The organism is Siminovitchia fordii DSM 16014 = CIP 108821, from assembly GCF_000374565.1.
GTDB lineage: Bacteria > Bacillota > Bacilli > Bacillales > Bacillaceae_C > Siminovitchia > Siminovitchia fordii.
The window spans coordinates 24469-48587 of the sequence record NZ_KB894709.1 but is presented as its reverse complement, the minus strand read 5'-3'; the positions used below and the strand labels follow the sequence as shown (position 1 = coordinate 48587).

The 24119-nt window shown below is 41.1% G+C and carries 26 protein-coding genes and 2 pseudogenes; 22 read left to right on the top strand and 6 right to left on the bottom strand.

The window, feature by feature from the left end; genetic code table 11:
- Window positions 1–223, top strand: a 223-nt coding sequence (locus tag C509_RS25780; protein WP_169509275.1) for an ATP-binding protein, incomplete at its 5' end; no start/stop codon positions are given.
- Window positions 224–292: 69 nt separating this feature from the next.
- Here C509_RS25780 and C509_RS24355 read toward each other — a convergent pair.
- The 3 genes and pseudogenes from C509_RS24355 to C509_RS27380 form a co-directional block, all read right to left on the bottom strand.
- Window positions 293–748: pseudogene (locus C509_RS24355) on the bottom strand (DUF2268 domain-containing putative Zn-dependent protease); the annotation flags it as partial.
- Complete coding sequence (locus C509_RS27385) at window positions 732–941, bottom strand: TipAS antibiotic-recognition domain-containing protein (protein WP_342664529.1); 210 nt, start codon at window positions 939–941, stop codon at window positions 732–734. The gene C509_RS27385 and the pseudogene C509_RS24355, both read right to left, overlap by 17 nt.
- A gap of 94 nt (window positions 942–1035) precedes the next feature.
- Window positions 1036–1164, bottom strand: a complete 129-nt coding sequence (locus tag C509_RS27380) for a hypothetical protein (RefSeq protein ID WP_018708802.1) — start codon at window positions 1162–1164, stop codon at window positions 1036–1038.
- An 18-nt stretch (window positions 1165–1182) separates the two neighbouring features.
- On the opposite strand from C509_RS27380, the gene C509_RS0120455 reads away from it, so the two are divergent.
- Together C509_RS0120455 and C509_RS25770 are read left to right on the top strand one after the other, a co-directional pair.
- Window positions 1183–1674 carry a hypothetical protein gene (locus C509_RS0120455; protein ID WP_211214300.1) on the top strand — a complete coding sequence of 164 codons (492 nt, stop codon included), beginning with the start codon at window positions 1183–1185 and terminating at the stop codon, window positions 1672–1674.
- 224 nt (window positions 1675–1898) lie between these two features.
- A pseudogene (locus C509_RS25770) lies at window positions 1899–2287 on the top strand (transposase family protein); the annotation flags it as partial.
- Between the two features lie 382 nt (window positions 2288–2669).
- Here C509_RS25770 and rpsD read toward each other — a convergent pair.
- Entirely contained in the window at window positions 2670–3272 is a 603-nt protein-coding gene (gene rpsD / locus C509_RS0120450) for a 30S ribosomal protein S4 (protein WP_018708800.1), read from the bottom strand.
- A gap of 395 nt (window positions 3273–3667) precedes the next feature.
- On the opposite strand from rpsD, the gene refZ reads away from it, so the two are divergent.
- The 7 genes from refZ to rarD all read left to right on the top strand — a co-directional run bounded on the left by refZ (window position 3668) and on the right by rarD (window position 12246).
- A complete protein-coding gene (gene refZ / locus C509_RS0120445; protein ID WP_018708799.1) occupies window positions 3668–4330 on the top strand; it encodes a forespore capture DNA-binding protein RefZ in 663 nt (220 codons plus the stop codon).
- A 214-nt stretch (window positions 4331–4544) separates the two neighbouring features.
- Window positions 4545–6254, top strand: a complete 1710-nt coding sequence (ezrA, locus tag C509_RS0120440) for a septation ring formation regulator EzrA (RefSeq protein ID WP_018708798.1) — start codon at window positions 4545–4547, stop codon at window positions 6252–6254.
- A gap of 455 nt (window positions 6255–6709) precedes the next feature.
- On the top strand, window positions 6710–7861 hold the full coding sequence (locus tag C509_RS0120430) for a cysteine desulfurase family protein (protein ID WP_018708796.1): 1152 nt from the start codon (window positions 6710–6712) through the stop codon (window positions 7859–7861).
- Window positions 7858–9069: a tRNA uracil 4-sulfurtransferase ThiI gene (gene thiI / locus C509_RS0120425; protein ID WP_018708795.1), complete on the top strand. Its 1212-nt coding sequence runs from the start codon at window positions 7858–7860 to the stop codon at window positions 9067–9069. The genes C509_RS0120430 and thiI overlap by 4 nt, the downstream gene beginning before the upstream one ends.
- Before the next feature lie 102 nt (window positions 9070–9171).
- Window positions 9172–9372, top strand: coding sequence for an alpha/beta-type small acid-soluble spore protein (locus C509_RS0120420; protein WP_018708794.1), 201 nt, complete (start codon window positions 9172–9174; stop codon window positions 9370–9372).
- Window positions 9373–9528: 156 nt separating this feature from the next.
- Window positions 9529–11118 carry an acyl-CoA synthetase MbcS gene (mbcS, locus tag C509_RS0120415; protein ID WP_018708793.1) on the top strand — a complete coding sequence of 530 codons (1590 nt, stop codon included), beginning with the start codon at window positions 9529–9531 and terminating at the stop codon, window positions 11116–11118.
- A gap of 213 nt (window positions 11119–11331) precedes the next feature.
- Window positions 11332–12246, top strand: coding sequence for an EamA family transporter RarD (gene rarD / locus C509_RS0120410; RefSeq protein WP_018708792.1), 915 nt, complete (start codon window positions 11332–11334; stop codon window positions 12244–12246).
- Between the two features lie 350 nt (window positions 12247–12596).
- Here the strand turns inward: rarD and C509_RS0120405 are convergent, their stop codons facing one another.
- Window positions 12597–13415 (bottom strand): NAD kinase, encoded by an 819-nt coding sequence (locus C509_RS0120405; RefSeq protein ID WP_033370476.1) that lies wholly within the window; start codon window positions 13413–13415, stop codon window positions 12597–12599.
- Window positions 13416–13562: 147 nt separating this feature from the next.
- Between C509_RS0120405 and sppA the strand changes: the two genes are divergently transcribed.
- The 12 genes from sppA to argH all read left to right on the top strand — a co-directional run bounded on the left by sppA (window position 13563) and on the right by argH (window position 23598).
- Window positions 13563–14567, top strand: a complete 1005-nt coding sequence (gene sppA, locus C509_RS0120400) for a signal peptide peptidase SppA (protein ID WP_018708790.1) — start codon at window positions 13563–13565, stop codon at window positions 14565–14567.
- Window positions 14568–14582: 15 nt separating this feature from the next.
- A complete protein-coding gene (locus tag C509_RS24345) occupies window positions 14583–15071 on the top strand; it encodes an RDD family protein (protein ID WP_018708789.1) in 489 nt (162 codons plus the stop codon).
- Window positions 15072–15122: 51 nt separating this feature from the next.
- On the top strand, window positions 15123–15827 hold the full coding sequence (locus C509_RS25230) for a DUF2953 domain-containing protein (protein WP_018708788.1): 705 nt from the start codon (window positions 15123–15125) through the stop codon (window positions 15825–15827).
- Entirely contained in the window at window positions 15733–16194 is a 462-nt protein-coding gene (gene ytfJ, locus C509_RS0120385; RefSeq protein ID WP_026319996.1) for a GerW family sporulation protein, read from the top strand. The genes C509_RS25230 and ytfJ overlap by 95 nt, the downstream gene beginning before the upstream one ends.
- 84 nt (window positions 16195–16278) lie before the next feature.
- The gene (gene tpx / locus C509_RS0120380) at window positions 16279–16770 is read left to right on the top strand and encodes a thiol peroxidase (RefSeq protein WP_018708786.1); all 492 of its coding nucleotides are present in this window, start codon (window positions 16279–16281) and stop codon (window positions 16768–16770) included.
- A 47-nt stretch (window positions 16771–16817) separates the two neighbouring features.
- Complete coding sequence (locus C509_RS0120375; protein ID WP_018708785.1) at window positions 16818–17060, top strand: hypothetical protein; 243 nt, start codon at window positions 16818–16820, stop codon at window positions 17058–17060.
- Window positions 17061–17206: 146 nt separating this feature from the next.
- Complete coding sequence (locus C509_RS0120370) at window positions 17207–18196, top strand: class I SAM-dependent methyltransferase (RefSeq protein WP_018708784.1); 990 nt, start codon at window positions 17207–17209, stop codon at window positions 18194–18196.
- A gap of 24 nt (window positions 18197–18220) precedes the next feature.
- Complete coding sequence (locus C509_RS0120365) at window positions 18221–19411, top strand: acetate kinase (protein ID WP_026319995.1); 1191 nt, start codon at window positions 18221–18223, stop codon at window positions 19409–19411.
- A gap of 70 nt (window positions 19412–19481) precedes the next feature.
- On the top strand, window positions 19482–20321 hold the full coding sequence (locus C509_RS0120360) for an EcsC family protein (RefSeq protein ID WP_026319994.1): 840 nt from the start codon (window positions 19482–19484) through the stop codon (window positions 20319–20321).
- Window positions 20321–20827 carry a MogA/MoaB family molybdenum cofactor biosynthesis protein gene (locus tag C509_RS0120355; RefSeq protein WP_018708781.1) on the top strand — a complete coding sequence of 169 codons (507 nt, stop codon included), beginning with the start codon at window positions 20321–20323 and terminating at the stop codon, window positions 20825–20827. The genes C509_RS0120360 and C509_RS0120355 overlap by 1 nt, the downstream gene beginning before the upstream one ends.
- Window positions 20828–21025: 198 nt before the next feature.
- The gene (locus C509_RS0120350; protein ID WP_018708780.1) at window positions 21026–22231 is read left to right on the top strand and encodes an argininosuccinate synthase; all 1206 of its coding nucleotides are present in this window, start codon (window positions 21026–21028) and stop codon (window positions 22229–22231) included.
- Window positions 22228–23598 (top strand): argininosuccinate lyase, encoded by a 1371-nt coding sequence (argH, locus tag C509_RS0120345; RefSeq protein WP_018708779.1) that lies wholly within the window; start codon window positions 22228–22230, stop codon window positions 23596–23598. The genes C509_RS0120350 and argH overlap by 4 nt, the downstream gene beginning before the upstream one ends.
- Window positions 23599–23649: 51 nt before the next feature.
- Here the strand turns inward: argH and C509_RS0120340 are convergent, their stop codons facing one another.
- Window positions 23650–24096 (bottom strand): universal stress protein, encoded by a 447-nt coding sequence (locus tag C509_RS0120340; RefSeq protein WP_018708778.1) that lies wholly within the window; start codon window positions 24094–24096, stop codon window positions 23650–23652.
- Window positions 24097–24119: the final 23 nt, after the last annotated feature.

Here is a 24119-nt window from a genome sequence, read left to right as displayed (position 1 = left end):
ACTTCATAAGCAAGGAGCTGAGCTCCTATTTCAAGTGCTTAATTTGTGTTACGAACGGCGAAGTGTAATCGTTACGACAAATCTTCAGTTCGGACAGTGGAATCATATATTCGGAGATCCGATCTTGACGGAAGCGTTTATTGATCGCTTAATTCATTACTCACATTTACTGGTGTTCAATCGAGAAAGTTTTCGACACAAAGAATCATTACTCAATCATTAAAAAAGGGATGTTGGCAAGTAGCTACAATTTTAACTGCCAAATCATACATATTCTACTTGCCAAATACATTGGAATATTATAGGAGTTTGGGTAAATAGATACTTGAATAAACCCTGGAATTCCTCCAAAACCACAATAACCTTTTTGTAATTCGAGCTTCTTCGGGTCAGCTATATACATACCAAATCTCAATTCATCAGCATTAATATTTATATTATTTTTTTCAATAAAATTAATACAATGATTTAAAGTGCTATGTGCTGTTTGAAGAGCCTGAATTTCTTTTAAACTTTCTAATGCTTGTCTTCCAATTTGAGTATCTGATACATTAAGATAACCAAGCATATTTGTAGCCATTATTACATCATACCCATTAGGTTGCTTAGCCTTTAATGGAACATTAATCATATTCCACATCTTTTCAAAGGGCTTCATCATTGAGTACCGATAAAAATTTTCTTTATCTTCTTCCATTGAAAACAATTTTTCGTATTGTTCAATGGTATCCTCAATTATTATTTTCATTGCTACCACCTCTTATTTGATTATTCGTAAAGACCTTCATCGCCTCAATCATGAGTTTTGCTAAACCCTCACCATACTGATCTATATTTTTTGTGAAACGTTCATCATTAATATAGAGTTGACCTAATCCATAAAAGGTATCAAGGGAGTAGTTACTAAAGTTTTTATTTAAAAAGTCATACCATTCTTTAATTGTTGGTTGTACCTTTTAGGATTTGGGGCATTGATCACGAAGCCATGCAAGTTTATTGAAGATCATATCCCATCTATAAGGTAAATCATTTTGTTCATCTTGGACAATCCTTTAGTTTTGTGTATATCTCATCGATAGATTTATTTCCCCAACGGCAACGAGCCTCTTTTTCAAATTTGTTGAATCCAACATTAATTCCCTCAAACCTCTCTTCATTCGTCATTTGTATTTCTCCCGCCATATGTTTAATCGTCTTATCAATGGTTTCAATCATTTTATCGACTTTATGATACGCAATTTATTTAAACATTGTAGTGTTAATGATGTGCTACGAGAAAAAGGATACGTTGTCATTGATAACAGTGACTTAAAACCGTTTAAAAACTATAGTAGCCCTCTTTCAAACGACAATGACGTAAGTTTTTATACACTCGCTAAAAAATATATGGATGAGGACTATTTTGAACGATTCATAAATGGAGAAGGAACTGCAACGGAATCGGGGAAGTTTCTCATGCAGCTTAAAAATAATAAAGAAAAATATAGTAAAGAGATTATAGATGAGTTTGAAATAAACGAACAGCAAGTTGAAGAGCAAATTACAGCAGTAAAATCAATACTTGAATCATTTGTGTGGGAAAACGGACTCGTTACTGGAACAAGTGAAGAACAACCAAATTATTTGGATAAAATATTAAAGTGGAATAAAAACATGTTGAATTTATTTCTATAGGTATCCTTATTCCATTTGATGAATTAAAAGTGAAATTTATAATCAACACGTCTGGCCATATTGAATTGTTAAATAGAACCCCAGGTGGTATTAGTATGACCCCTTAATGCTTATAAAAGGTCAGTTTGATTCTGAAGAAAAGATAAAGAACTTTATGTTGAATCGGGCGTGATTGTTGAAATCAATACTTGATCCCTTAATGCCAGTAGTAAAAGATGAACAATTTGTCAGACCTATTATTCCTACTAGACCTTAAAACAGTTGAACCCCCACAAGAAAATAAAACCGATATGATGTTTAAAGTGGAGGCAATCAAAACACTGAACGTTGTCCCGAATGCGGATTTGACAAATTGTACAAACACAGTTTACGAAAACAACTAATCATGGACTTGCCTATTCGTTTAAAGCGAGTGGGCTTACAAGTAAACCGTAGACGTTACAAGTGTCGTGAGTGTGGTTCCACATTTTGGGAACGCCTTATATCCATTGACGAAAAGCGTAATATGACTAAAAGGTTGGTAGACTCCATTGAAGAACAATCCATGTCTAAGACCTTTGTGGAAGTAGCCGAAAGCGTTGGTGTAGATGAAAAGCCCGTTAGAAACGTTTTTTAAGGATCACGTGGCATTCAGTGCTTTCAACAAAGCTATGTTATACGATACTTTCAATTGGGATGAAGTAACAGACCACTTTTAACAGGAAACTATGGTGTCGATTTTTTCACACTTATTAAGAAATTGGAAAAGGGAGACTTATAAGCCCTTTTCCACCACAAAATCCGAATACCCATTGTTTTTTTGAAATATATCCATTCCCCTACATACGCCTAAACTGATTAATATTAATCAGCCCCAAATTAGCCCCAAAATTAGCCCCAAATACGTTCATTTTCATGCATTATCTTGCAATGCCAAGAAAAACAAAAAAGCCCTAAACCTTTGATGTAACAAGGTTTCTAAGGCTTTTAATACCATGCTTTGCAAAGCGAATTTCCTAACGTGAGTAGAACTCAACGATGAATGCTTCGTTAATTTCTGCTGGAAGCTCTGAACGCTCAGGAAGGCGAGTCAAAGATCCTTCAAGCTTATCTGCATCGAAAGAAACGTAGTCAGGAACAAAGTTTGTTGCTTCTACTGATTCTTTGATGATAGCAAGATTTCTTGATTTTTCACGTACACTCACTGTTTGACCAGGAGTTACTTTGTAAGATGGAATGTCTACACGACGTCCATCAACAAGGATATGACCGTGGTTGACAAGCTGACGAGCTTGACGGCGAGTACGTGCTAAGCCGAGGCGGTAAACGATGTTGTCAAGGCGTTGTTCAAGAAGAATCATGAAGTTAACACCGTGTTTACCTTGCATTTTGCCGGCTTTAAGGAATGTGTTCTTGAATTGGCGCTCAGTCACACCGTACATATGACGGAGTTTTTGTTTTTCTTGCAACTGAAGACCATATTCAGAATGCTTTTTACGTTGGTTAGGACCATGTTGTCCTGGCGCATAAGGGCGCTTCTCTAATTCTTTACCAGTTCCGCTTAGTGAGATTCCGAGACGGCGGGAAATTTTCCAGCTTGGACCAGTATAACGAGCCATAGAAGACTCCTCCTTAGGTTTTATTTTGTTGTAAAATAAAAACCATTGCGAGAATACAATGCTGGGTATTTTGTTTTCATGTACCTTCGCCCTAGCAGCAGCGGGTTACGCGATACACCTCATGGCTCGAGGAACAAAATACGGTCAACAGAATATTCATCAAGGCTGCAATTATTTTACACACAAAGAACATTATAGGGCCGGCCAAAAGAAAAGTCAAGAATGTCTTGAAATCTCGATGATTGCACACTGATTTTAGCAAAATAGGCAAAAATCTGTCGAGTTATTTTCGCAGGAAATCAACCATTTGAAGCTGAATTTATTTATATAAAGAACGAGTCGTGTGCCTATTAATCATAAGGGATTGATCTATGTTTCAAAAGGGAGGGCCCACAATGTCTGGTCAAGGAGGAAAAACGAAGGAGTCCATTATCGAAGCGGCCATAGAACTATTTACAACAAAAGGTTTCAATGGAACGACAATACGCGATATTGCAGCAAGGGCAAAATTGAATCCGGCTAACATTTCATATTATTTCCATGGGAAGCAAGGTCTGTTGGAGGCATGCCTGGTAAGTTTTTTCGAAGCCTATTTATCGTTACTGGACGAAGAAAAAAGGAAGATCGAGTGGGAAGATCCAGAAATTTGCCTGCACAGAGCCATCAGGAAGATCCTTGTATTCCAAAGTGATAATCATTTGCTTACCCGGCTCGTTTGGAGGGAAATCACGATTGACTCGCAAGTGTCGCGGGAGATCATTTCTTCTTATTTGATGAAAGAGAGATATTACCTGAAGGCGTTAACATCCGCGGCGTTAGGGAAAAACTATTCAGCTTTGCCTGTCAGCATGATGATCATCCAATTGAAGGGAATGCTGTCCACACCTTTTCTGAACAGCCATTATGTCAGTGAGGTTTGGGGGATGCATCCGAAAGACCCTTATTTTATAGAAAAATATTATGAATCGGTCATAGACTGGATTCAAGCTACCGTGAATGTTCAAAAGAGCGCTTTGTTTATGGAGCATCTTTCTTCTCCGGTTATTAAGACTGTTTAATAAATGCTGTCCTCCATAAATTAGGGCGGCTTTTTCTATTTATAGCCTAAATTATTTTTTCCTGAGAAATAAAAGAAAAAAACGATAGAAAAATTGCATTTATGCGTCAAAAATTGTCGTTGTCATGGTATCATAGAGGGACATAACTAGACTAATAAAACCGTTTGATATACATATGTTTCGGCTGAATGATGGAAGGAGCAGGGGACAGATAATGAAATATGGTGTTGAACTCGTCATCAGTGCAATCATTTTTATCATAATAATATTCATTATTGGATATATGATGAGGAAAAAATATTATAAAGAAATAGACCAGCTGGAAGCTAAGAAAATGGAAACGATGAACCAGCCTGTTGTTGAGGCGCTGGCTAAAGTAAAACAGTTGAACATGACAGGGAAAACAGAGGAGATGTTCGAAAAGTGGCGACAAGTGTGGGACGATGTTATCACCGTCCAACTTCCACATATCGATGAACTTCTTTTCGAGGCTGAAGAGTATACGGATAAGTTCAATTTTAAAAAAGTAAAAGAGATCCGTATGAAGATTGAAAATGATCTGGCCCGTATCAATGAACAGATTCAAAAAATCCTCGATGAGTTAAAAGAATTAACGGAAAGTGAAGAAAAAAGCAGGACTGATATCGAAAGCTTGAAAGAAAAATACGGTTCGGCCAAAAAACGCCTGCTTACAGAGTCTCATACCTTTGGTGAAGCGGCAAAGAAACTGGAAGAACAGTTGAACTCAGCAGCTGAAAAAATCTCGAAATATGAAACGTTAACTGAAGATGGCGATTATATTGCGGCACGCAGGGAAGTTGTCTCGCTTTCCGAGGAACTGGAAAGCCTGGTTTACAGGATGGAAAAAATCCCTGATTTGCTCACGGACTGCCAAACAATCATTCCTTCACAAAAAGACGAACTTTTCCTAGGTTATAAAGAAATGCTGGAACAGGGATACGTTTTGGACCATATCCAAATGGAAACCTTGATGGAAAAAATGGATAAGGAACTGAAGACGTACAGGGATTTCCTGATCCAGACAGAAGTCGATGAAGTTGCTGAGGGATTGGAAGAGTTGAAGGTACAGATTGAACTCCTTTATGACCTTCTGGAAAAGGAAGTCTACGCAAGACATGATGTCCTTCAGAAGAACGAAAAGACCGAAGCCTATTTGAACAGATTGAAAGAAGCGAACGAACAACTTAAATCTGAGACTGAACTGGTTCAGGAGAGCTATCAACTGTTTGATAACGACCTGAACATACCGCATGATCTCGAAAAAAGCTTAAGCCAGCTTACGAGACGGTATGAATTGATTGAAGGGAAGATCCAAGAGGACCAATCAGCTTTTACTTCCTTAAGTGAGGAATTAAATGAAATCGAAAGCGGGCTGGAGAAATTGGAAACTAAACAGCAATTGTTTGCGGAACGCCTGCAAAGCTTGCGAAAGGATGAGTTGGAGGCAAGGGAGAAGATTGCACTTTTAAAAAAGAAAGTCAGCGAGATCGCCCGGATTGTTCAAAAAAGCAGAATGCCTGGGCTTCCAAGCGATGTCGAATCTTTGTATGAGCAAGCTTCCGAGCAAATTGAGGATGTCTTTAAAAGCCTTCTGGAAAAGCCGCTTAATATGAAATCTGTCCAAAGTCATTTGTTTGAAGCAACTGATACAGTCGACCATTTGTACAGCCGAACGGAGGAACATATTGAAAATGCCCGCCTTGCTGAACGGGTCATCCAATATGGAAACAGGTACAGAGGCCAAGATCCTCATTTAAGAGCGGACCTTGAGAAGGCCGAAAGAGCATTCCGCAATTACGAATACCGTTCATCCCTTGAACAAGCCGCTGCTGCGGTTGAAAAAGTAGAACCAGGAGCTTTGAAAAAGATCGAAGAGATGTTTAATGAAGAAATTCATGTTTAAAAATATTGATAAAAGAGCGCTTCGAAATGAAGGGCTCTTTTTTCTTGCGGAACATATCACCAACGCCTTGATAGTAGACGGAGTCTGATCTTTACGGGAGTAAGTCGCTGGCCCCATAGATAGCACTGGCATGTAGCATCGGTGGTCTGGAAACATCCTGTCCGTCGGCAGGCTCAACCAGCGACGTCCTGCCGCTTCGCTTGCACTAGGACATCCTGTCCGTCGGCAGGCTCAATCGGCGACGTCCTGTCGCTTCGCCTGCACTAGGACATCCTGTCCGTCGAAGCACCCATAAAATAGGGATTCCATCATTTCCTCAACAAGGGTTGAGGTTGGAACAAGCCAAGTCCCTTTTCAAGAAATTTTACGGTCACCAATTATTTAAATTAGAGTCTTCATGTGTTATTATGTATGATTGATTATATTAATGAAACAGGTTAGTGGGTGACCTTATAATGATATATTTTGACAACAGTGCAACAACTAAACCATATGAAGAAGTCCTTCAGGCGTTTGTTCAAGTGAATAAGGAATTTTTTGGAAATCCATCTTCCCTCCATGCTCTTGGTGGAAAGTCGGAGCAGTTGCTGACAACTGCCCGGGAGCAAATTGCCCAATTGGCCGGTGTCCACTCAAATGAAATTATTTTTACATCGGGCGGTTCGGAAGGCAATAATCTTGCGATTAAGGGAACTGCCCTCATGCATCGCAGCAGGGGCAATCATATTATTACAACAAGTGTAGAGCATCCGGCTGTCACGGAAGCATGCGAACAGCTTCGTATGCTCGGATTTGATATCACTTATATTGATGTAGATAAAGATGGACGCGTGTCTTCGGATGATATGATTCGTGCAGTAACAGATAAAACGATTCTTGTGTCCATGATCCATGTGAATAACGAAGTTGGAACGATTCAGCCCGTCGAAGAGGTAGGGCGCCGGTTAAAAGATTTTCCAAAAGTGCTTTTTCATGTTGACAATGTTCAGGGAGCGAGTAAGGTTCCCCTTGATATATACAGATCTAATATTGACTTATGCACCTTTTCCGCACATAAATTTCACGGCTTGAAGGGCAGCGGTTTTCTTTTTGTAAAGAAAGGTGTAAAAATCGCTCCGCTGATTTCAGGAGGAAACCAAGAGAAAAGTCTAAGGAGCGGTACAGAAAATACAGGCGGTATTGTAGCAATGGCCAAGGCTTTCCGGATAGCAGAGAATAAAAGGAAGTCCAACATGGAAAGTTTGTTGGAAATAAAAAAATATATCATCCATCAGCTGGAAGAAGTCCCCGGTCTTGTAATCAATACACCTAGGGATCATGCCGCACCGCATATTGTAAATGTTTCAGCTGTGGGGTTAAAAGGTGAAGTCATTGTTCACGCGCTTGCAGAACAAGGGATTTTTATTTCAACAACAAGCGCATGTTCATCAAAGGACAAAACCCCAAGCGGCACCTTGAGAGCAATGGGAGTCCCAGAGGAAGAAGCAACTGGTGCCATCAGAATCAGCCTTTCCTACGAAAATACGCTGGAAGAAGCCGAGAAGATGGTCCATGCATTCAAACAAGTTTTAGACCGATTAAATAAAGTAATGAGGCGAAACAAATGAAATATGACAGAATTTTAATCAGATATGGAGAGCTGACATTAAAGGGAAGGAACCGTAAATTTTTTGTCAGAAAGCTTAAAAACAACATCCAGATGATGCTTCGCAGGTTCCCGAAGACAAAAATTGAGACATTACATGACAGGATGTATATTCTGTTGAATGGTGAGCCGTATGATCAGGTTAAGGAAAAACTAGCCAAAGTGTTTGGTATTCAATCCTTCAGCCCTGCTATCAGGACTGAAAAAGACCTCGATCAAATCAAAGCTGCAGCCCTTCATGTTGTGGAACAATCCCACATTCCGGGACGAACTTTTAAAATATCAGCCCGAAGGTCTGATAAATCATTTGAATATGATACTCAGCAACTGAATTATGAAATTGGTTCACATATTTTAATCAATGTAGAAGATATTACAGTTGATGTAAAAAAACCTGATATCAATGTTATTGTCGAAGTAAGACGAGAGGGAACGTTTGTTTCGGGGGAAGTTGTTCAAGGACAGGGCGGTTTTCCTGCAAGATCATCAGGTAAAGGGGTGTTGATGCTGTCCGGTGGGATAGACAGCCCTGTTGCAGGGTACTTGGCAATGAAACGGGGAGTGGACATTGAGGCAGTACATTTTCACAGCCCTCCATATACAAGTGAAAGAGCGAAACAAAAGGTGCTCGATATTGCTGCGAAGCTCGCAGAATTTTCCGGTCGGATCAAAGTCCACATTGTCCCTTTTACCGAGATCCAAGAAAAGATCCACGAGAAAATTCCTGAAGGATATACGATGACTTCCACCCGAAGAATGATGCTTCGGATTGCGGATGAAATAAGAAAGAAAAATGATGCGCTTGCCATTTTTAACGGCGAAAGCCTTGGACAGGTGGCGAGCCAAACGATGGAAAGCATGCTGGCAATCAATGAAGTGACAAACACTCCGATTCTTCGCCCTGTAATTGCAATGGACAAAGTGGAGATTATTAAAATCGCTACAGAAATAGATACTTTGGATATTTCCAACAGGCCCTATGAAGACTGCTGTACTATTTTTACACCGCCGGCTCCAAAAACCCGGCCAAAAACGGATAAAATTGTTTCTTTTGAAAGCAAGTTTGATTGGGGACCGCTTCTGGCAAAAGCTGTGGAAGAAACGGAGACACTCGTCATAAAACTTGGCGAAAATGACCCAGTAAATGATAAAAATCTTGATCTTTTTTAAACAAATTTACTAGCTTCCATAAATTAGGAAGAATTACCAACTTTTTATTGAATGATGCCATGTGTTTTCGCACAATATAGGCTTACAAGGAGGTGAAAACACATGGCAAACAACAACAGCAATCAAATCCTTGTTCCTGGTGCAGAGCAAGCGATCGACCAAATGAAAGTTGAAATTGCACAAGAGTTTGGAGTTAATCTTGGAGCAGACACTACTTCACGCGCTAACGGATCTGTAGGTGGTGAAATCACCAAGCGCCTTGTATCAATGGCTCAACAACAAATGGGTGGACAAGTAAGATAACAAATTTAATATGAATGGCTTTAAAGCGGGGACAGATTCCCCGCTTCTTTGATTTTTGAAAGTAAAAAAATTTTTCCATCTATATAGATATTAAGTTTTCTTATAATTTTGTATAATGGTTTGTACTATAGTCATACAAGGGGAGGATGAAAATAAATGAAACGGGAAGATTTAATCGCACCGGATGATTATAACATCATCGACGAGTTTGAAAAATATACTGTTCATTCCGAACGGCCGGCAATCATTTGGGAAGGTGAAAATGGGGAAACGAAAAAGATTACATATAAGGCGCTCATAAAGCAGGCGAATAAAATTGGGAATATATTCCACGATTTTGGTTTGGAAAAAGGCGATACTATACTCATTATGATTCCGCGGCTGATTGAAGCCTATGCAGTTTATATCGCTGCGTTGAAAACAGGGATCATTGTCATTCCAAGTTCCGAAATGCTCAAAACAAAGGATTTGGAATACCGGATCAGTCATGGCGATGCCAAGGCTGTTATCACCTATTATCCTTATGTGGAACAGGTCGACCTGGCAGACAATGCAAAAGATTTGATTAAGTTTTCGGTTGGAGGAGAGGCTGAGGGCTGGACCTGTTTGGAGAAGTTGATGGAAAAGGCCGCTGATACTTTGATAACGGCTGAAACGAAAAGTACGGATACGGCATTTTTATCCTATACATCTGGAACAACTGGCAATCCGAAAGGCGTCGTTCATACGCATGGCTGGGGTTACGCCCATCTAAGGACTGCCGCTGCAAAATGGTTATGCATCGAAGAGAACGATATAGTTTGGGCGACTGCTGGTCCAGGGTGGCAAAAATGGATCTGGAGTCCGTTTCTTTCAGTTCTTGGCATGGGCGCAACAGGGTTTGTATATAATGGAAAATTTGATGCACAAAAGTACCTGTCTTTAATGGATAAATACAAGGTGAACGTATTATGCTGTACGCCAACAGAATACAGACTGATGGCAAAAGTTAATAATCTTGATGATTTTAAACTTGATCATCTGCACAGCGCCGTTTCAGCCGGCGAGCCATTAAACAGAGAGGTCATCGATGTTTTCAAACACCATTTTGGAATCAACGTACGGGATGGATACGGCCAGACAGAAAATACATTGCTCGTCGGTATTACGAAGGAAATGGAATTGAGGCCCGGCTCCATGGGGAAACCAACGCCTGGAAACACGGTTGAAATTGTTAATGAGCAAGGGGGTATTTGCGGTGTCGGAGAGGTTGGCGATATCGCTGTCCATAAAAATACTCCTTCACTGTTTAAAAAATATTACAAAGACCTTGAAAGGACTTCAATGCAATTTAGAGGCGACTACTATATAACGGGCGACAAAGCCAAAAAGGACGAAGACGGTTACTTCTGGTTCGAAGGGCGGCGTGATGACATTATCATCAGTTCAGGATATACCATCGGCCCATTCGAAGTCGAAGATGCCCTGGTTAAGCATCCGGCCGTACAGGAATGTGCAGTTATCGCCGCTCCCGATGAAATTAGAGGGAATATTGTTAAAGCCTTTGTTGTATTGAAGGAAAGTACCGATAATGAAGAATCCTTAAAGAGAGAACTTCAGGGCCATGTCAAACAAATGACTGCGCCATATAAATACCCCCGTGAAATCGAATTTGTATCTGATCTGCCGAAAACAGCATCGGGTAAAATCCGTCGCGTTGAACTTAGGAAACTGGAACAGGAAAGAAAAATGGGTTTAAATAAATAATGGCTAAATAACTCCCCGAATTTCAATTTCGGGGAGTTTTATTTTTTGTAACCTTTTATCCGCTTTAAAGCTTTAATGAACTGTCTACCTTGGTGTTGGTGTGGAACTGTGTTTATAAACAAACAAAGCACTTCTTTTTTTGTGTAGTAACTTCCGTTTATTTTTTATATAATGGAATTATTTCGGGAATCTAAATAGTAGGAGGCAGTTGCAATGAAAAATAAATATGAAGGGGTTATGAATGGCGCTTCCGCTTATTTGCTATGGGGCTTCTTACCGATATATTGGAAAGCTCTTGATCATGTACCACCTGGTGAAGTATTGGCACACCGGATTTTCTGGTCATTCTGGTTTATGTTGGCCCTTATCATCATCGGAAAAAAGACAATCTCCTTCAAAAGCAGCTTAAGGCAAATGGCTGAAAACCCAAGGGCAAGGTTTGCCCTAATTGCAGTCTCCATTCTGATTAGTATCAATTGGCTTATTTTTATTTGGTCCGTGCACGCAGGAAAAATAATTGAGACAAGTCTTGGGTATTATATCAATCCACTGATCAGTATCGTGCTGGGAGTGTTTGTTCTAAAAGAAAAGCTGATGCGCACTCATATCATCGGATTTTTTCTCGCTTTGACCGGTGTGCTTTTTCTTACGGTTTCCTATGGGCAATTTCCGTGGATTTCATTTGCACTTGCTTTGTCGTTCGGTTTATACGGCCTGATCAAAAAAGTGCTCCCGTTTGATTCTTCCATCGGATTAACTTTGGAGACAATGGTTGTCACACCAATTGCTCTTATTTATATCATTATCATTACGATAAAGGGTACCCATGTTTCTTTTTCGGGAGACTTGAAAACAGATGTTCTCGTGATTGCTTCGGGAGTGGCAACTGCCTTGCCTCTGCTGTTCTTTGCCAAGGGAGTCCAAAAGGTGCCACTTTATTTAATAGGGTTTTTACAATATATTGCACCGACAATCATGCTGTTGCTCGGAATATTTTTATACCACGAGCCATTTGGGACCACCAGACTCATTGCATTCACCTTTATATGGGGAGCACTGTTGGTTGTTTCCCTTTCCACAATCAAGTGGTCCAGTTTACATTCCAAACAGCGGGATAAGATTGCTTAAACGGTGTATTGGGAAGAGCCCTTTTATAGTTAAGAAGATAGAATGCCTAAGTGATAGGATGTCCTAGTGCAGCTGAGGCGACAGAACTGCATGCGTCGGCCGACTCCCAACAAAGAATGTTATTGAAGTCACACCTAACATTCTTTAACGCTTGGCTAGTTTTGAGCAGGAATGCTGGACTCTTAAGCTAACTTCCACTCTCTCATTGAAAGTACTTTGTTTAATTTCATGCCCAGTCTTCAAGGTTAATTAGCTCAGTTCCCTTGATGTCTCAAGGAGCTGGGCTCCTTAGGACATCAAGGTGTTTCGTTTTTTGGATGGCCTGTACATTGAAGGCCCTCGATTAGTTCTCAAAGAAATGTTCTTTTCACTTTTTCCCAAAAAGAATTATTTTTAAGTTTGACGGTCTTGATTATTTTATCGCTCAGTTGAATATTCACTTCTTTGACATGCTGGATGCTCAAGGCTTCGTTATCCATTCCCATTGTGGGGAAAACGTTGCCTTCTTGGGCAACCTTCAGTGTAAGCGTCCGTTCTTTGCTTAATAAAAATGGAGCCCCCAATGTCCGGAAGCGGTTGCTGTTCAAGGAGGCCATTTCACTTACCTGGAGACATGGAAGGAGTGGGTCGACGACAGCTCCCCGAACCGACTTATTATAAGCTGTACTGCCTGTTGGTGTGGCAATGACTAAGCCGTCTCCGCGAAATGTCTCAAAATGGAGGTTGTCAATGAATACATCAAGCACCAGTGTTTTGATAATGGCGGAGCGGATAGTGAATTCATTCAGACAATAGAAGGAGGTCTCGTTGTCAATATCGACTTGAATGACAGGGTATTTTCTCACTTCTACTTGATCCATTTTCATGGCTTCGATCATTTCCGGCAAATTGTCGATTTGGAAATCGCAATATAGACCACGGAATTGATCATCATCTATGCCCAAATAAACAACATCCTGGCGGAAACCTGTCCTTCTCACTGCTTGAAGGAAAGTACCGTCCCCTCCAATACTCGCAATGATATCCGCATTTTCCGCATGCTTTACAATAGAAAATCCATAATTTCTGGCGGCTTCATGCAACGCTTCGACTTTCTCTGATAATTTTTTATCATTTTGAAAAAAGATGTGTTTATAGAAAAAGTAGATGTTTTTGCTGTAGTTGTTCATTTTTTCATGCCTCCCGCAAATGGAAACGGTGTACTTTCTTAGTTTTCCTCTTTTTGTTACAATGTTGATTATGTTTTTCAAGTTTAACATGAATATGAAACTCTTTGTAATGTCATCCGTATGAAAAAAGGAAAGGAGGAGTTTATTGTGAATGGAAAGAGATGGGCAGCACTAGGTATAGCAGCAGGTGTATTTTTCTTTTCAATCATCATCAACATGGCGAGCGCGCTCATGTTTGGTGATTTCTCAAAGATGTTCAAGGAAAATATGATAACCGGAGAAACTTTCGGCGAAGAAGTGATTGACTCAGGAAATGCTTTAAAAAGGATTGCAGTTCTTGAGGTGGACGGGGTAATACAGGATACGGGAGATGCAAAGTCTTATCTTACTTCACCCGGGTACTCCCACAGGGATTTCATGAAGCAGTTGAATCAGGTGAAAGAGGACACCAGCATCAAGGGAATTGTTTTACGTGTCAATTCTCCAGGAGGGGGCACGAATGAATCAGCTGAAATTCGCCATAAGCTCGTAGAAATCCAAAAAGAAACGAAAAAGCCAGTATATATTTCCATGGGGTCCATGGCAGCATCAGGCGGTTATTACATATCCGCACCCGCTAATAAAATTTTTGCCAGTCCCGAAACATTGACAGGGTCATTGGGTGTAATCATGCAAGGTGTAAACTACAGCGATTTGACTGATAAGATCGGAATAGACTTTATGACGATTAAAAGCGGAAAGTATAAAGATATCATGAGTGGACATCGGAAAATGACGCCTGAAGAAGTGGAGATTCTTGAAAGCATGCTGACGAATTCCTATGATGAATTTGTCAGGATCATTGCCGAGGGGCGCGATATGAAGGAAGACCAGGTCCGTAAAATTGCTGATGGACGGGTCTATGATGGGCGTCAGGCCAAAGATCTGAACTTGATTGATGATTTCGGTTATACGGAAGATGTCATCGAAGCAATGAAAAAAGACTTTAAGTTACAGGATGCCGAAGTGTTCAAATATTCCTCCTCCGCCGGTCTGGGATCGCTCTTTTCCATGACAGCCCAAAAATTATCCGGTGGCTCCGAGATGGGTGAACTGGTGAATATGTTATCAAAACCGAATTCACCCAGAATGATGTATTTATATGCCCAATGATGGAGGTGTCAAATAATGGATGAAATACAAACGAATGAAACCCGCAGGACAGATCCGCGGCCTCCTTTCCATTACGGCGGTTTTTGGATGAGATTCTGGGCTTATTTACTTGACCTTGCTGTCATAGGAGGAGTGAGCGGAATTTTAGTAAAACCGTTGTTCCGGGCACTGGATCTTCAACTTTCTGCCTCCGGAATATTTACACCTATCAACATTGCCAGTGCACTGATTTTCTACTTGTACTTTGTTCTGATGACAAAGTTTTTTAGACAGACACTTGGTAAAATGGTCTTCGGATTAAAAGTCATTCCGTTGAATGATGATAAGCTGAGCTGGAGCACAGTCCTTTTCAGAGAGTGGATTGGCCGATACATTTCCGCGACCATATGGATTTTATATATCATTGCCGCATTCACTCCCAAGAAGCAGGCATTGCACGATATGTTTGCAGACACTGCTGTTGTTCATGAACGCCGGGAGACGGCCGAACCCGCTTATTCTTAAGCGGGTTTATTTTTTTATCGCTTCGGTGAAACTGATAACCGGAGGCGTGAAATGGATTGGAACATTATTATAATTGTTTTGGCCACCTTCTTATTGGCTATTGCTGCAATACTCATTTCTAAAATCATATTGAAATTTTCTTTTAGAATGAAAAATTTATCTGAATGTACTTTGGACATACATTTAGTGACGGCCTATGGTTTGATAAGGATTAAAAGAACCTTGGACATTAAGGATAAGTTACACAATCTGATGAATGATGAAGGAAAATCGCAGGAAACCGTCGGTAAATGGCAGAAAAAGCTTGAAGATACTACAAATGATATGATGCTGAAAGATTTAAAGGCCCCTATGTTAGAAGCTCTGAAAAACTTAACTATTCACTGTTTTGTATGGAGATCCGGAGCAGGGGTCGGGGAAGCGGCCGCGACGGGGAGGCTGGCGGGCGCTGTCTGGTCTATAAAGGGAATCTTCGAGGCATGGCTGAAACGGTATGTCCCGATGAAAAAAGCTCCTGAGCTTTCTTTTGTGCCTTTCTTTCAAGCTGTTGGATTTGACACTGAAATATCTTGTATGGTATCGATTCGGACTGGAAAAGCTATATTGACGCTACTCAGATTTATTAAAAAGTGGAAGAAGTTGAATAACAGGAGGACCGAAAATAATGGAACATCCAATCAAGGGGTTAATGACGACAGCGATGGAAAATTTGAAGGAAATGATCGATGTGAATACGATCGTTGGAGATCCGGTTGAAACACCGGACGGCGGGGTGATCCTGACTGTATCCAAGGTTGGCTTCGGTTTTGCGATGGGCGGCAGTGAGTTTTCATCTGGAGACGACTCTTCCTCGATGGATTCCCCGGATGATCAATACGCAGGCTTGCCTTTCGGAGGAGGAAGCGGCGGGGGAGTTTCCATCACACCCATTGCTTTTTTGGTTGTCAACTCCCAGGGGGTGAACATGCTGCGACTGGAGCAAAATACTCATTTATTTGAAAAAATGGTGGATATGGCTCCAGTTGCTTTTGACAAAATTCAAACGATAATAAAAAACAGTCAAGCCGGGCAATCAAATAAGCAGAAATCGGAAGGGAAGCAGCAGCTTGATTATGATATCTGATCAAGTTGTTTACATCTTTTTCCTTGCTATTCACAGCGAATTACTGGATGATAAAAAGTGAAAAGAGACAAGGAGGAATGATGTATGCCAGCTGTAACTTTTGCAGGAAATCCTATCACGTTGGAAGGGAATGTTGTAAAACCGGGTGATAAAGCTCCGGATTTTACTGTGTTGGATCAAGATCTTTCGGAAGTGAAGTTAAGCGATTTCACCGGAGTACGTGTAATCAGTGTGGTTCCATCTGTCGATACTGGAGTCTGTGCTGCCCAAACCAAACGGTTTAACGAGGAAGCAGCACTTGAAAACGCCACAATCCTGACAATTTCCGCAGATCTCCCATTCGCCCAAAAGCGCTGGGCAGAAGAAAATGGATTAAGCCAGGCAAAGATTTTTTCGGATCATAGGGATCTGTCATTTGGTGAAGCCTACGGTGTCATCATGAAAGAATTCAGGCTCCTTGCACGAAGTGTTTTTGTCATTGATAGCAATGACCAGGTCATCTATGCGGAATATGTAAGTGAAGGGACAAACCATCCCAATTATGAGGCTGCCATTGAAGCCGTAAAAAATATGTAAAGCTCCGTTTAGAGGGGACAAACTGGAGTCCACAAGGAGAAAATGAAATGTTATCGCTGCGAGCTGGACGAGCTTATAAAGAAGAAGAGGTTACCGTTCACAACAGTTGGAGCCTGTACTGGAACATTCTATACGCCGGCATTGTCAATAGCACTTTTTGTACGTTTCAGCCGGAAAATGGCGACCTAGGAGAGATGCTGACTGAATGTAGTGCCCTGAATCAATATCTTGAAAGATCAAGCAGAGGATATTTTGAGGAAAAAGGGATACATTTGCCGGTCACTGGATAATGAATCAAGAATAGTTATTTTGATAAAATAACAGTATTTCTTCTCAATATAGAATTCTTCCCCGGTATACCGGGGTTTTTTTCTTGTTTAAGATGAAGGACATCGATAAAATATAGGGAGAAGTCTTGTTACGGGGTGGAAAATCATTGAAGAAATTACCGATAGAAAAATTATTTTCACTGTTCAATGATACAGCGGAAATATTGCAGGAAGAATTACAGTGTACATATTTGGAAGCACTCGCAGAAACGGGAGAGAATATTTTTCAACAGCAAATCATGCAGACCGAGGTAAGCGAAATTACAAAAAAGAGGCTCGAAAAGAAATATTCAGATGTCCAATTACCTGCATATAAAAGTGATGACATTCGAAGGGCATACCAATTTGCCATTTTAAAAGGGATGAAAGATAACGTCCAGGCTAACCACCAAATGACGCCTGACACGATAGGTTATTTCATCAGTTATTTAATCGGAAAATTTACAGACGGTAAAACGGATATCTCGATACTTGACCCGGCTGTCGGAACAGGCAATCTCCTTTTTTCCATATTAAATAGGAAAGAGCAGGATGTCCGGCTGGAGGCTTACGGTGTGGATGTAGACGATTTGCTTTTAAAGCTCGGCTATATCGGGGCGAACCTGCAGATGCAGACAGTTGAATTTTTCAATCAGGATGCGTTGAAACCTCTCTTTATTGATCCGGTTGATGTTGTTGTCTGCGACTTGCCGGTCGGATATTATCCGGACGATGCCAACGCGGCAAGTTACTCCCTGAGAAAAGAGGAAGGACATTCATACGCCCATCACCTGTTCATTGAACAAAGCATAAATCATACCAAACCGGGCGGTTATTTGTTTTTCCTTATTCCCAATGATCTGTTTGAGTCGGAAGAAGCTCCAAAATTGCATGAATACCTTAAAGATACGGCATATATACAGGCAGTATTACAGCTCCCGCTTACCATGTTTGCAAGCGGACAGGCGGCCAAAAGCATTTTGGTCCTGCAGAAGAAAAAGCCGGGGATCAAACCTCCGAAAGAGGTTCTGTTGGCTGCTTTTCCAAAGCTCTCCAACAAAGAGGCTATGGACCGGATCCTCATGAAAATGGAGAAATGGTTTGATGAAAACAAATAAACTGGAAGTCAAAGGATGATAAGTTTGGCAAAAGTGATTGCGGTCAATGCGGGGAGTTCCTCCATTAAGTTTCAGCTATTTCAAATGCCTGATGAAAATGTCATTGCAAAAGGAATGATTGAACGGATCGGCTTGCCAGGTTCTTTATTGTCCATGTCTGTTCATGAAAAAAGGTTCAAAGAAAAACTTGAAATCCCCAATCATGAAGAGGCGATTAAACTGCTTTTGGACAGACTTGTAACAAATGGCGCCATTCAATCCCTTGAGGATTTAGAGGGAGTCGGGCACAGGGTTGTCCATGGTGGGGAGAAGTTCAGCGATTCGGTGTTGATCACGGATACAACTTTGAAGGAGATTGAGGATCTCATTGAATTGGCGCCACTTCACAATCCGGCCAATATTGTCGGGATCAAGGAATTTAAAAAGGTTCTTCCGGATATCCCCCAGGTGGCCGTCTTTGACACGGCATTTCACCAGACAATGCCTGAAAGCTCATTTCTGTACAGTTTACCTTATGAGTATTATAGAAAATTTGGCATTCGGAAATACGGCTTTCATGGAACATCGCACAAATATGTCTCGCAGAGGGCGGCTGAAATTCTTGGACGGCCATTAGAGCAATTAAGGCTTATTTCCTGCCACCTGGGAAACGGTGCAAGTATAGCTGCAATCAAGGGAGGAAAATCAATCGATACATCCATGGGTTTTACACCCCTTGCGGGCGTTACTATGGGAACAAGATCAGGGAATATTGATCCGGCACTCATCCCTTATTTAATGGAAAAAACCGATAAGACAGCGGATGAAGTGCTGGACATTTTGAATAAGAAATCCGGGATGCTCGGTGTATCAGGCTTTTCCAGTGATCTGCGCGATATCGAACTTGAGGCGGCAAATGGTAACCACCGGGCAGAACTGGCTCTGGACATATTTGCAGATCGGATCCATAAATATTTGGGATCATATGCAGCACGAATGTCTGGCGTAGATGCCATCATTTTTACAGCCGGGATCGGAGAGAACAGCAGTTTTATCCGGGCAAAAGTATTGAAAGGGCTTCAATTTATGGGGGTATATTGGGATCCTGACCTGAACAAAATTACAGGGAAAGAGGCTTTCCTGAATTATTCCTACTCACCTGTAAAAGTGCTTGTGATTCCTACAAATGAAGAAATTATGATAGCACGCGATGTTATGCGGTTTATATCCGCCTGATATTCCTGCTTTGAGTTTTAGTGGCAGCTTCTCTATACTAAGTAAATAAAATGACGAAAGGGTGCTTGCAGTGGATTGGACTAAGAGAGACGAACAAATGTGGGAAGATTTGCAGGAATGGCGCCAAACTTTATTTGAGTATGAAACTACAGATATCGAGAATGCCTATGATAAGTGGATGGAACAAGCTTTTTCACTTTTGCCCGATTCATTGCAAATCCAATTTTTTGAAAAACTTGATGGATGGCTATTCCATTTGAATTCTATGCTTAGGGAGTCACAATTGCAAACAGATGCGGAGGAACGGATCTTGCGCACTGCACGTTCCATGGATAGTGACATCAATACTTTGGAAGATTTGCGGAAATTATCGATTGATCAACTTACATTCCTGGCTGAACAACAAGCGGCGAGACACAGACTCTATTCTTTTGCACAGGGAGGAATGATCGGTACGGGTAAAACTGTCTTGGTTGGAAGCGATTTAGTCGCAATGGCTGTGATAAATTTAAGGGCCGTACAATTAATGGCGATGTCTTTCGGGTATAACGTCAAGTCGCCAGCAGGGTTGCTTGAAACCTTAAAAGTTTTCCATACGGCGACATTGCCTGAACGATTGAAAATGTTCGGATGGGAAGATTTGATCCATGATCTTCAAAAAGGTGACGAACAATTTTATTATCACGAACAAGAACGGATGACGGACTCATCATGGATTGATGAGCCTTTAAAACATTTATTAAAAGTCAGCCTTATTTTAATGTTGTCCAAAAAGAAGGTTTCAGGCTTGCCCCTGGCATCCATGTTCATCGGAGCCGGCGTCAACTACAAAACAACGAGAAAAATAACAGATTTTACATTAAAATACTATCAATATAAATTTTTGCTGATTAAAAGCGGTGATATTTAATGAGCGTGCATCAACATAAGAAGCAGGCCCCGGCATCGGTCAATTGTGCGGTTATTACAGTGAGCGATACGAGGACGGAAGAAACGGACAAGAGCGGTAAACTGATGAAAAGCTTGCTTCAGGAAAATGGACATGAAATTGGATCTTATTCAATCGTTAAAGACGATAAAGATGCTATCATTTCTTCATTCCGCGAAGCGGCAGACAGCCCGGATATCCAGGCTGTCTTAATAAATGGGGGTACAGGAATTGCGAAAAGGGATATTACCATTGAAACTATTTCCCCTTTCTTTGAAAAAGAGATTATTGGTTTTGGCGAACTATTCCGCATGATCAGCTATCTGGAAGACATCGGATCGGCAGCCATCATGTCAAGAGCGACAGCCGGAACATACAAAAACAAAGCAGTCTTTGTTACACCGGGGTCAAGCGGTGCTGTCCGTACAGCTATGGAAAAATTAATTCTAAAAGAATTGGGCCATGTGATCAGGGAACTGAAGAAATAGAATAAAAGGGGTCTGACCCCCGCTGCGTTAATTCGTTAACGCTTTAGTGTGATGGGGGTCAGACCCCATCTTTTTTATTTTTATACATTTTCATGAATATGTATTGAACTCCATAAAAATGTGTGTTATTATCCTTATATTAAATGATTAAATATTAACTTTTATGTATAATAATACATCTAAAACGGAGGGTTTCTTGTGAAAAAGAAAGTTGTTCTTGCTTATTCAGGCGGGTTAGATACATCTGTTGCCGTAAAATGGTTTATTGATAAAGGGTACGAAGTCATTGCATGTTGTCTTGATGTTGGAGAAGGAAAAGACTTGCAATTTATTAAAGAGAAGGCTTTGGATATGGGGGCAACTAAAAGCTACATGATTGATGCGAAGGAAGAGTTCGCTCATGAATTTGTTCTTCCGGCATTGCAGGCACATGCAATGTATGAAAATAAATATCCTCTTGTTTCGGCTTTGTCCAGACCATTGATTGCAAAAAAATTGGTTGAAGTGGCTGAAAAGGAAAACGCGGATGCAGTCGCTCACGGTTGTACAGGAAAAGGTAACGACCAAGTGCGCTTTGAAGTTTCCATAAAAGCATTGAACCCTGATTTGGAAGTTTTGGCACCTGTTCGTGACTGGAGCTGGTCACGTGAAGAAGAAATTGAATATGCAAAAGAGAAGGGTGTACCGATTCCGATCGATTTGGACAGCCCGTATTCCATTGACCAAAATCTATGGGGAAGAAGTAACGAATGTGGAATTTTGGAAGATCCCTGGGCTGCTCCTCCAGAAGATGCTTATGATCTTACAGCAGCTCTTGAAAATACACCGGATCAGCCTGATGTTGTTGAAATTGAATTTGAAAAAGGTGTTCCTGTTGCAATAGACGGTAAGAAATATAATTTGAGTGACTTAATCCTTCATTTGAATTCTGTTGCTGGAAAGCACGGCGTTGGAAGAATTGATCATGTCGAAAACAGACTTGTCGGCATTAAATCGCGTGAAGTGTATGAATGCCCAGGAGCGATCACTTTGTTGACGGCACATAAAGAACTGGAAGACCTGACGCTTGTAAAAGATATCGGTCACTTCAAGCCGGTTATCAGCAAAAAGTTGACTGAAATGATCTATGAAGGCTTATGGTTCTCACCACTTACACCAGCACTTGAAGCATTTCTTCAAGAAACACAGCAGTATGTCAACGGTACTGTCCGTGTAAAACTGTTCAAAGGCCATGCCATTGTAGAAGGAAGAAAATCACCGAATTCTTTATATGACGAAAAACTTGCAACATATACATCAGAAGACGAATTTGATCAATCTGCCTCTGTCGGTTTCATTAAGCTCTGGGGATTACCGACCGAAGTTCACAGCTCAGTGAATAAAAAGGATACAGTGAAACAATGAAAAAATTATGGGGAGGCCGCTTTTCCAAGACACCAGAGCAATGGATCGAGGAGTTTGGGGCCTCCATCTCCTTTGACCAGCAATTAGTCTTGGAAGATATCGAAGGTTCACTTGCACATGTAAAAATGCTTGGCAAGACAGGCATTTTAACACAGGAAGAAAGCGAGCAGATTCAAGCCGGTCTTTTGAAGCTGAAGGAAAAAGCACAGGCAGGAGAATTGGAGTATTCCATTTCTGAAGAGGACATCCACTTGAATCTGGAAAAGATGTTGATTGATGAAATCGGACCGGTAGGCGGCAAGCTTCACACAGGAAGAAGCCGTAACGACCAGGTGGCCACTGACATGCATTTGTACTTGAAAAAACAGGTACAAGTGATTATCGATCATATCAAGGAAATGCAAATATCTCTTGTTGGACAGGCGGAAAAAAACGTGGAGACCATTTTACCTGGCTACACACATTTGCAAAGAGCTCAGCCTGTTTCATTCGGCCATCACCTTCTAGCTTATTTTTGGATGCTTGAACGCGACAAACAGCGCTTTGAGGAAAGTCTTAAAAGAATCGATATTTCACCGCTGGGCGCAAGTGCTCTCGCAGGGACGACTTTCCCGATAGACCGCCATTATTCAGCGGAATTGCTCGGCTTTTCCAGTGTATATGAAAACAGCATGGACGCCGTGAGCGACCGTGACTTCATCGTGGAATTTTTGAGCAATTCGGCTTTGACTATCACTCATTTGACAAGATTGGCTGAAGAAATCATTCTTTGGTCAAGCAAAGAGTTCAGCTTTATTGAGCTGGATGATACGTATGCAACCGGAAGCAGCATCATGCCTCAGAAGAAAAACCCCGACATGGCAGAACTGATCCGTGGAAAAAGCGGCAGAGTCTTTGGGAATCTTATTTCCATGCTCACGATTTTAAAAGGACTTCCTATGACATATAACAAAGATATGCAGGAAGATAAAGAAGGAATGTTTGATACAGTTCATACGATGATCGGTTCTTTGAAAATTTTTGCGGGAATGATTGAAACGATGACGGTCAAGACAGACGTTATGGAAGAAGCAGTTAATCAGGATTTCTCCAATGCGACTGAGCTTGCAGATTATTTGGCGGCAAAAGGGATACCATTCCGTGAAGCACATGAAATCGTTGGAAAGCTTGTGCTTTATTGCATCAACAAAAACTGTTATTTATTGGACTTATCTTTGGAAGAGTTCAAGGATGCCTGCGGTGAAATTTCAGACGACGTTTATGCTGTGCTTTCTCCGACAGAAGCGGTGAGAAGGAGAAACTCATACGGCGGAACAGGATTTGACCAAGTTGAAATTCAATTGGAACACGCAAAAAAGCTGATATAAAAAGAGCGTTTCCCGATTCGGGATAACGCTCTTTTCATAAAAATAAGCATGTTACTCTTCCGTCCTGACAACGAGGACATCACATTGAGCTGAGCGAGTAATATTTTCGGACACACTTCCGATCAGCAGACGCTCAACTGCATTAAGTCCTGTAGCTCCACAAACAATCAAATCGGCACTTACTTCTTTGGCTGCCTGCTTGGAGATGACAACTTTAGGAGACCCGTGTTCAATCAGTGTCTCTACATTTGTAAGTCCTTCTGATTCGGCCTCCTTCCTGTAGGCGTCCAGAAGTTCCTCTGCATATGCTTTTGCACGTTCAGCCATGGTGACATCGTATGCTTCAACGGAACCATATGACCTTGTGTCGACGACATGGATGAGTATCAACTTTGCATCATTGTTTCTTTTGGCAACCTGTACGGCTTTTTTAAATGCCCATTCCGCTTGTTTTGAACCATCTACAGCAACTAATATGTTTTTGTAAGACAAATCCATAAAACCGCCTCCTTTTCTATATT

What these genes read in the sequence shown, in the direction of transcription:
- C509_RS27380 (WP_018708802.1), bottom strand. Translation starts at nt 1,164, where the DNA reads ATGACGAATGAAGAGAGGTTTGAGGGAATTAATGTTGGATTCAACAAA.
- C509_RS0120455 (WP_211214300.1), top strand. Translation starts at nt 1,183, where the DNA reads ATGTTTAATCGTCTTATCAATGGTTTCAATCATTTTATCGACTTTATG.
- rpsD (WP_018708800.1), bottom strand. Translation starts at nt 3,272, where the DNA reads ATGGCTCGTTATACTGGTCCAAGCTGGAAAATTTCCCGCCGTCTCGGA.
- refZ (WP_018708799.1), top strand. Translation starts at nt 3,668, where the DNA reads ATGTCTGGTCAAGGAGGAAAAACGAAGGAGTCCATTATCGAAGCGGCC.
- ezrA (WP_018708798.1), top strand. Translation starts at nt 4,545, where the DNA reads ATGAAATATGGTGTTGAACTCGTCATCAGTGCAATCATTTTTATCATA.
- C509_RS0120430 (WP_018708796.1), top strand. Translation starts at nt 6,710, where the DNA reads ATGATATATTTTGACAACAGTGCAACAACTAAACCATATGAAGAAGTC.
- thiI (WP_018708795.1), top strand. Translation starts at nt 7,858, where the DNA reads ATGAAATATGACAGAATTTTAATCAGATATGGAGAGCTGACATTAAAG.
- C509_RS0120420 (WP_018708794.1), top strand. Translation starts at nt 9,172, where the DNA reads ATGGCAAACAACAACAGCAATCAAATCCTTGTTCCTGGTGCAGAGCAA.
- mbcS (WP_018708793.1), top strand. Translation starts at nt 9,529, where the DNA reads ATGAAACGGGAAGATTTAATCGCACCGGATGATTATAACATCATCGAC.
- rarD (WP_018708792.1), top strand. Translation starts at nt 11,332, where the DNA reads ATGAAAAATAAATATGAAGGGGTTATGAATGGCGCTTCCGCTTATTTG.
- C509_RS0120405 (WP_033370476.1), bottom strand. Translation starts at nt 13,415, where the DNA reads ATGAACAACTACAGCAAAAACATCTACTTTTTCTATAAACACATCTTT.
- C509_RS24345 (WP_018708789.1), top strand. Translation starts at nt 14,583, where the DNA reads ATGGATGAAATACAAACGAATGAAACCCGCAGGACAGATCCGCGGCCT.
- C509_RS25230 (WP_018708788.1), top strand. Translation starts at nt 15,123, where the DNA reads ATGGATTGGAACATTATTATAATTGTTTTGGCCACCTTCTTATTGGCT.
- tpx (WP_018708786.1), top strand. Translation starts at nt 16,279, where the DNA reads ATGCCAGCTGTAACTTTTGCAGGAAATCCTATCACGTTGGAAGGGAAT.
- C509_RS0120375 (WP_018708785.1), top strand. Translation starts at nt 16,818, where the DNA reads ATGTTATCGCTGCGAGCTGGACGAGCTTATAAAGAAGAAGAGGTTACC.
- C509_RS0120355 (WP_018708781.1), top strand. Translation starts at nt 20,321, where the DNA reads ATGAGCGTGCATCAACATAAGAAGCAGGCCCCGGCATCGGTCAATTGT.
- argH (WP_018708779.1), top strand. Translation starts at nt 22,228, where the DNA reads ATGAAAAAATTATGGGGAGGCCGCTTTTCCAAGACACCAGAGCAATGG.
- C509_RS0120340 (WP_018708778.1), bottom strand. Translation starts at nt 24,096, where the DNA reads ATGGATTTGTCTTACAAAAACATATTAGTTGCTGTAGATGGTTCAAAA.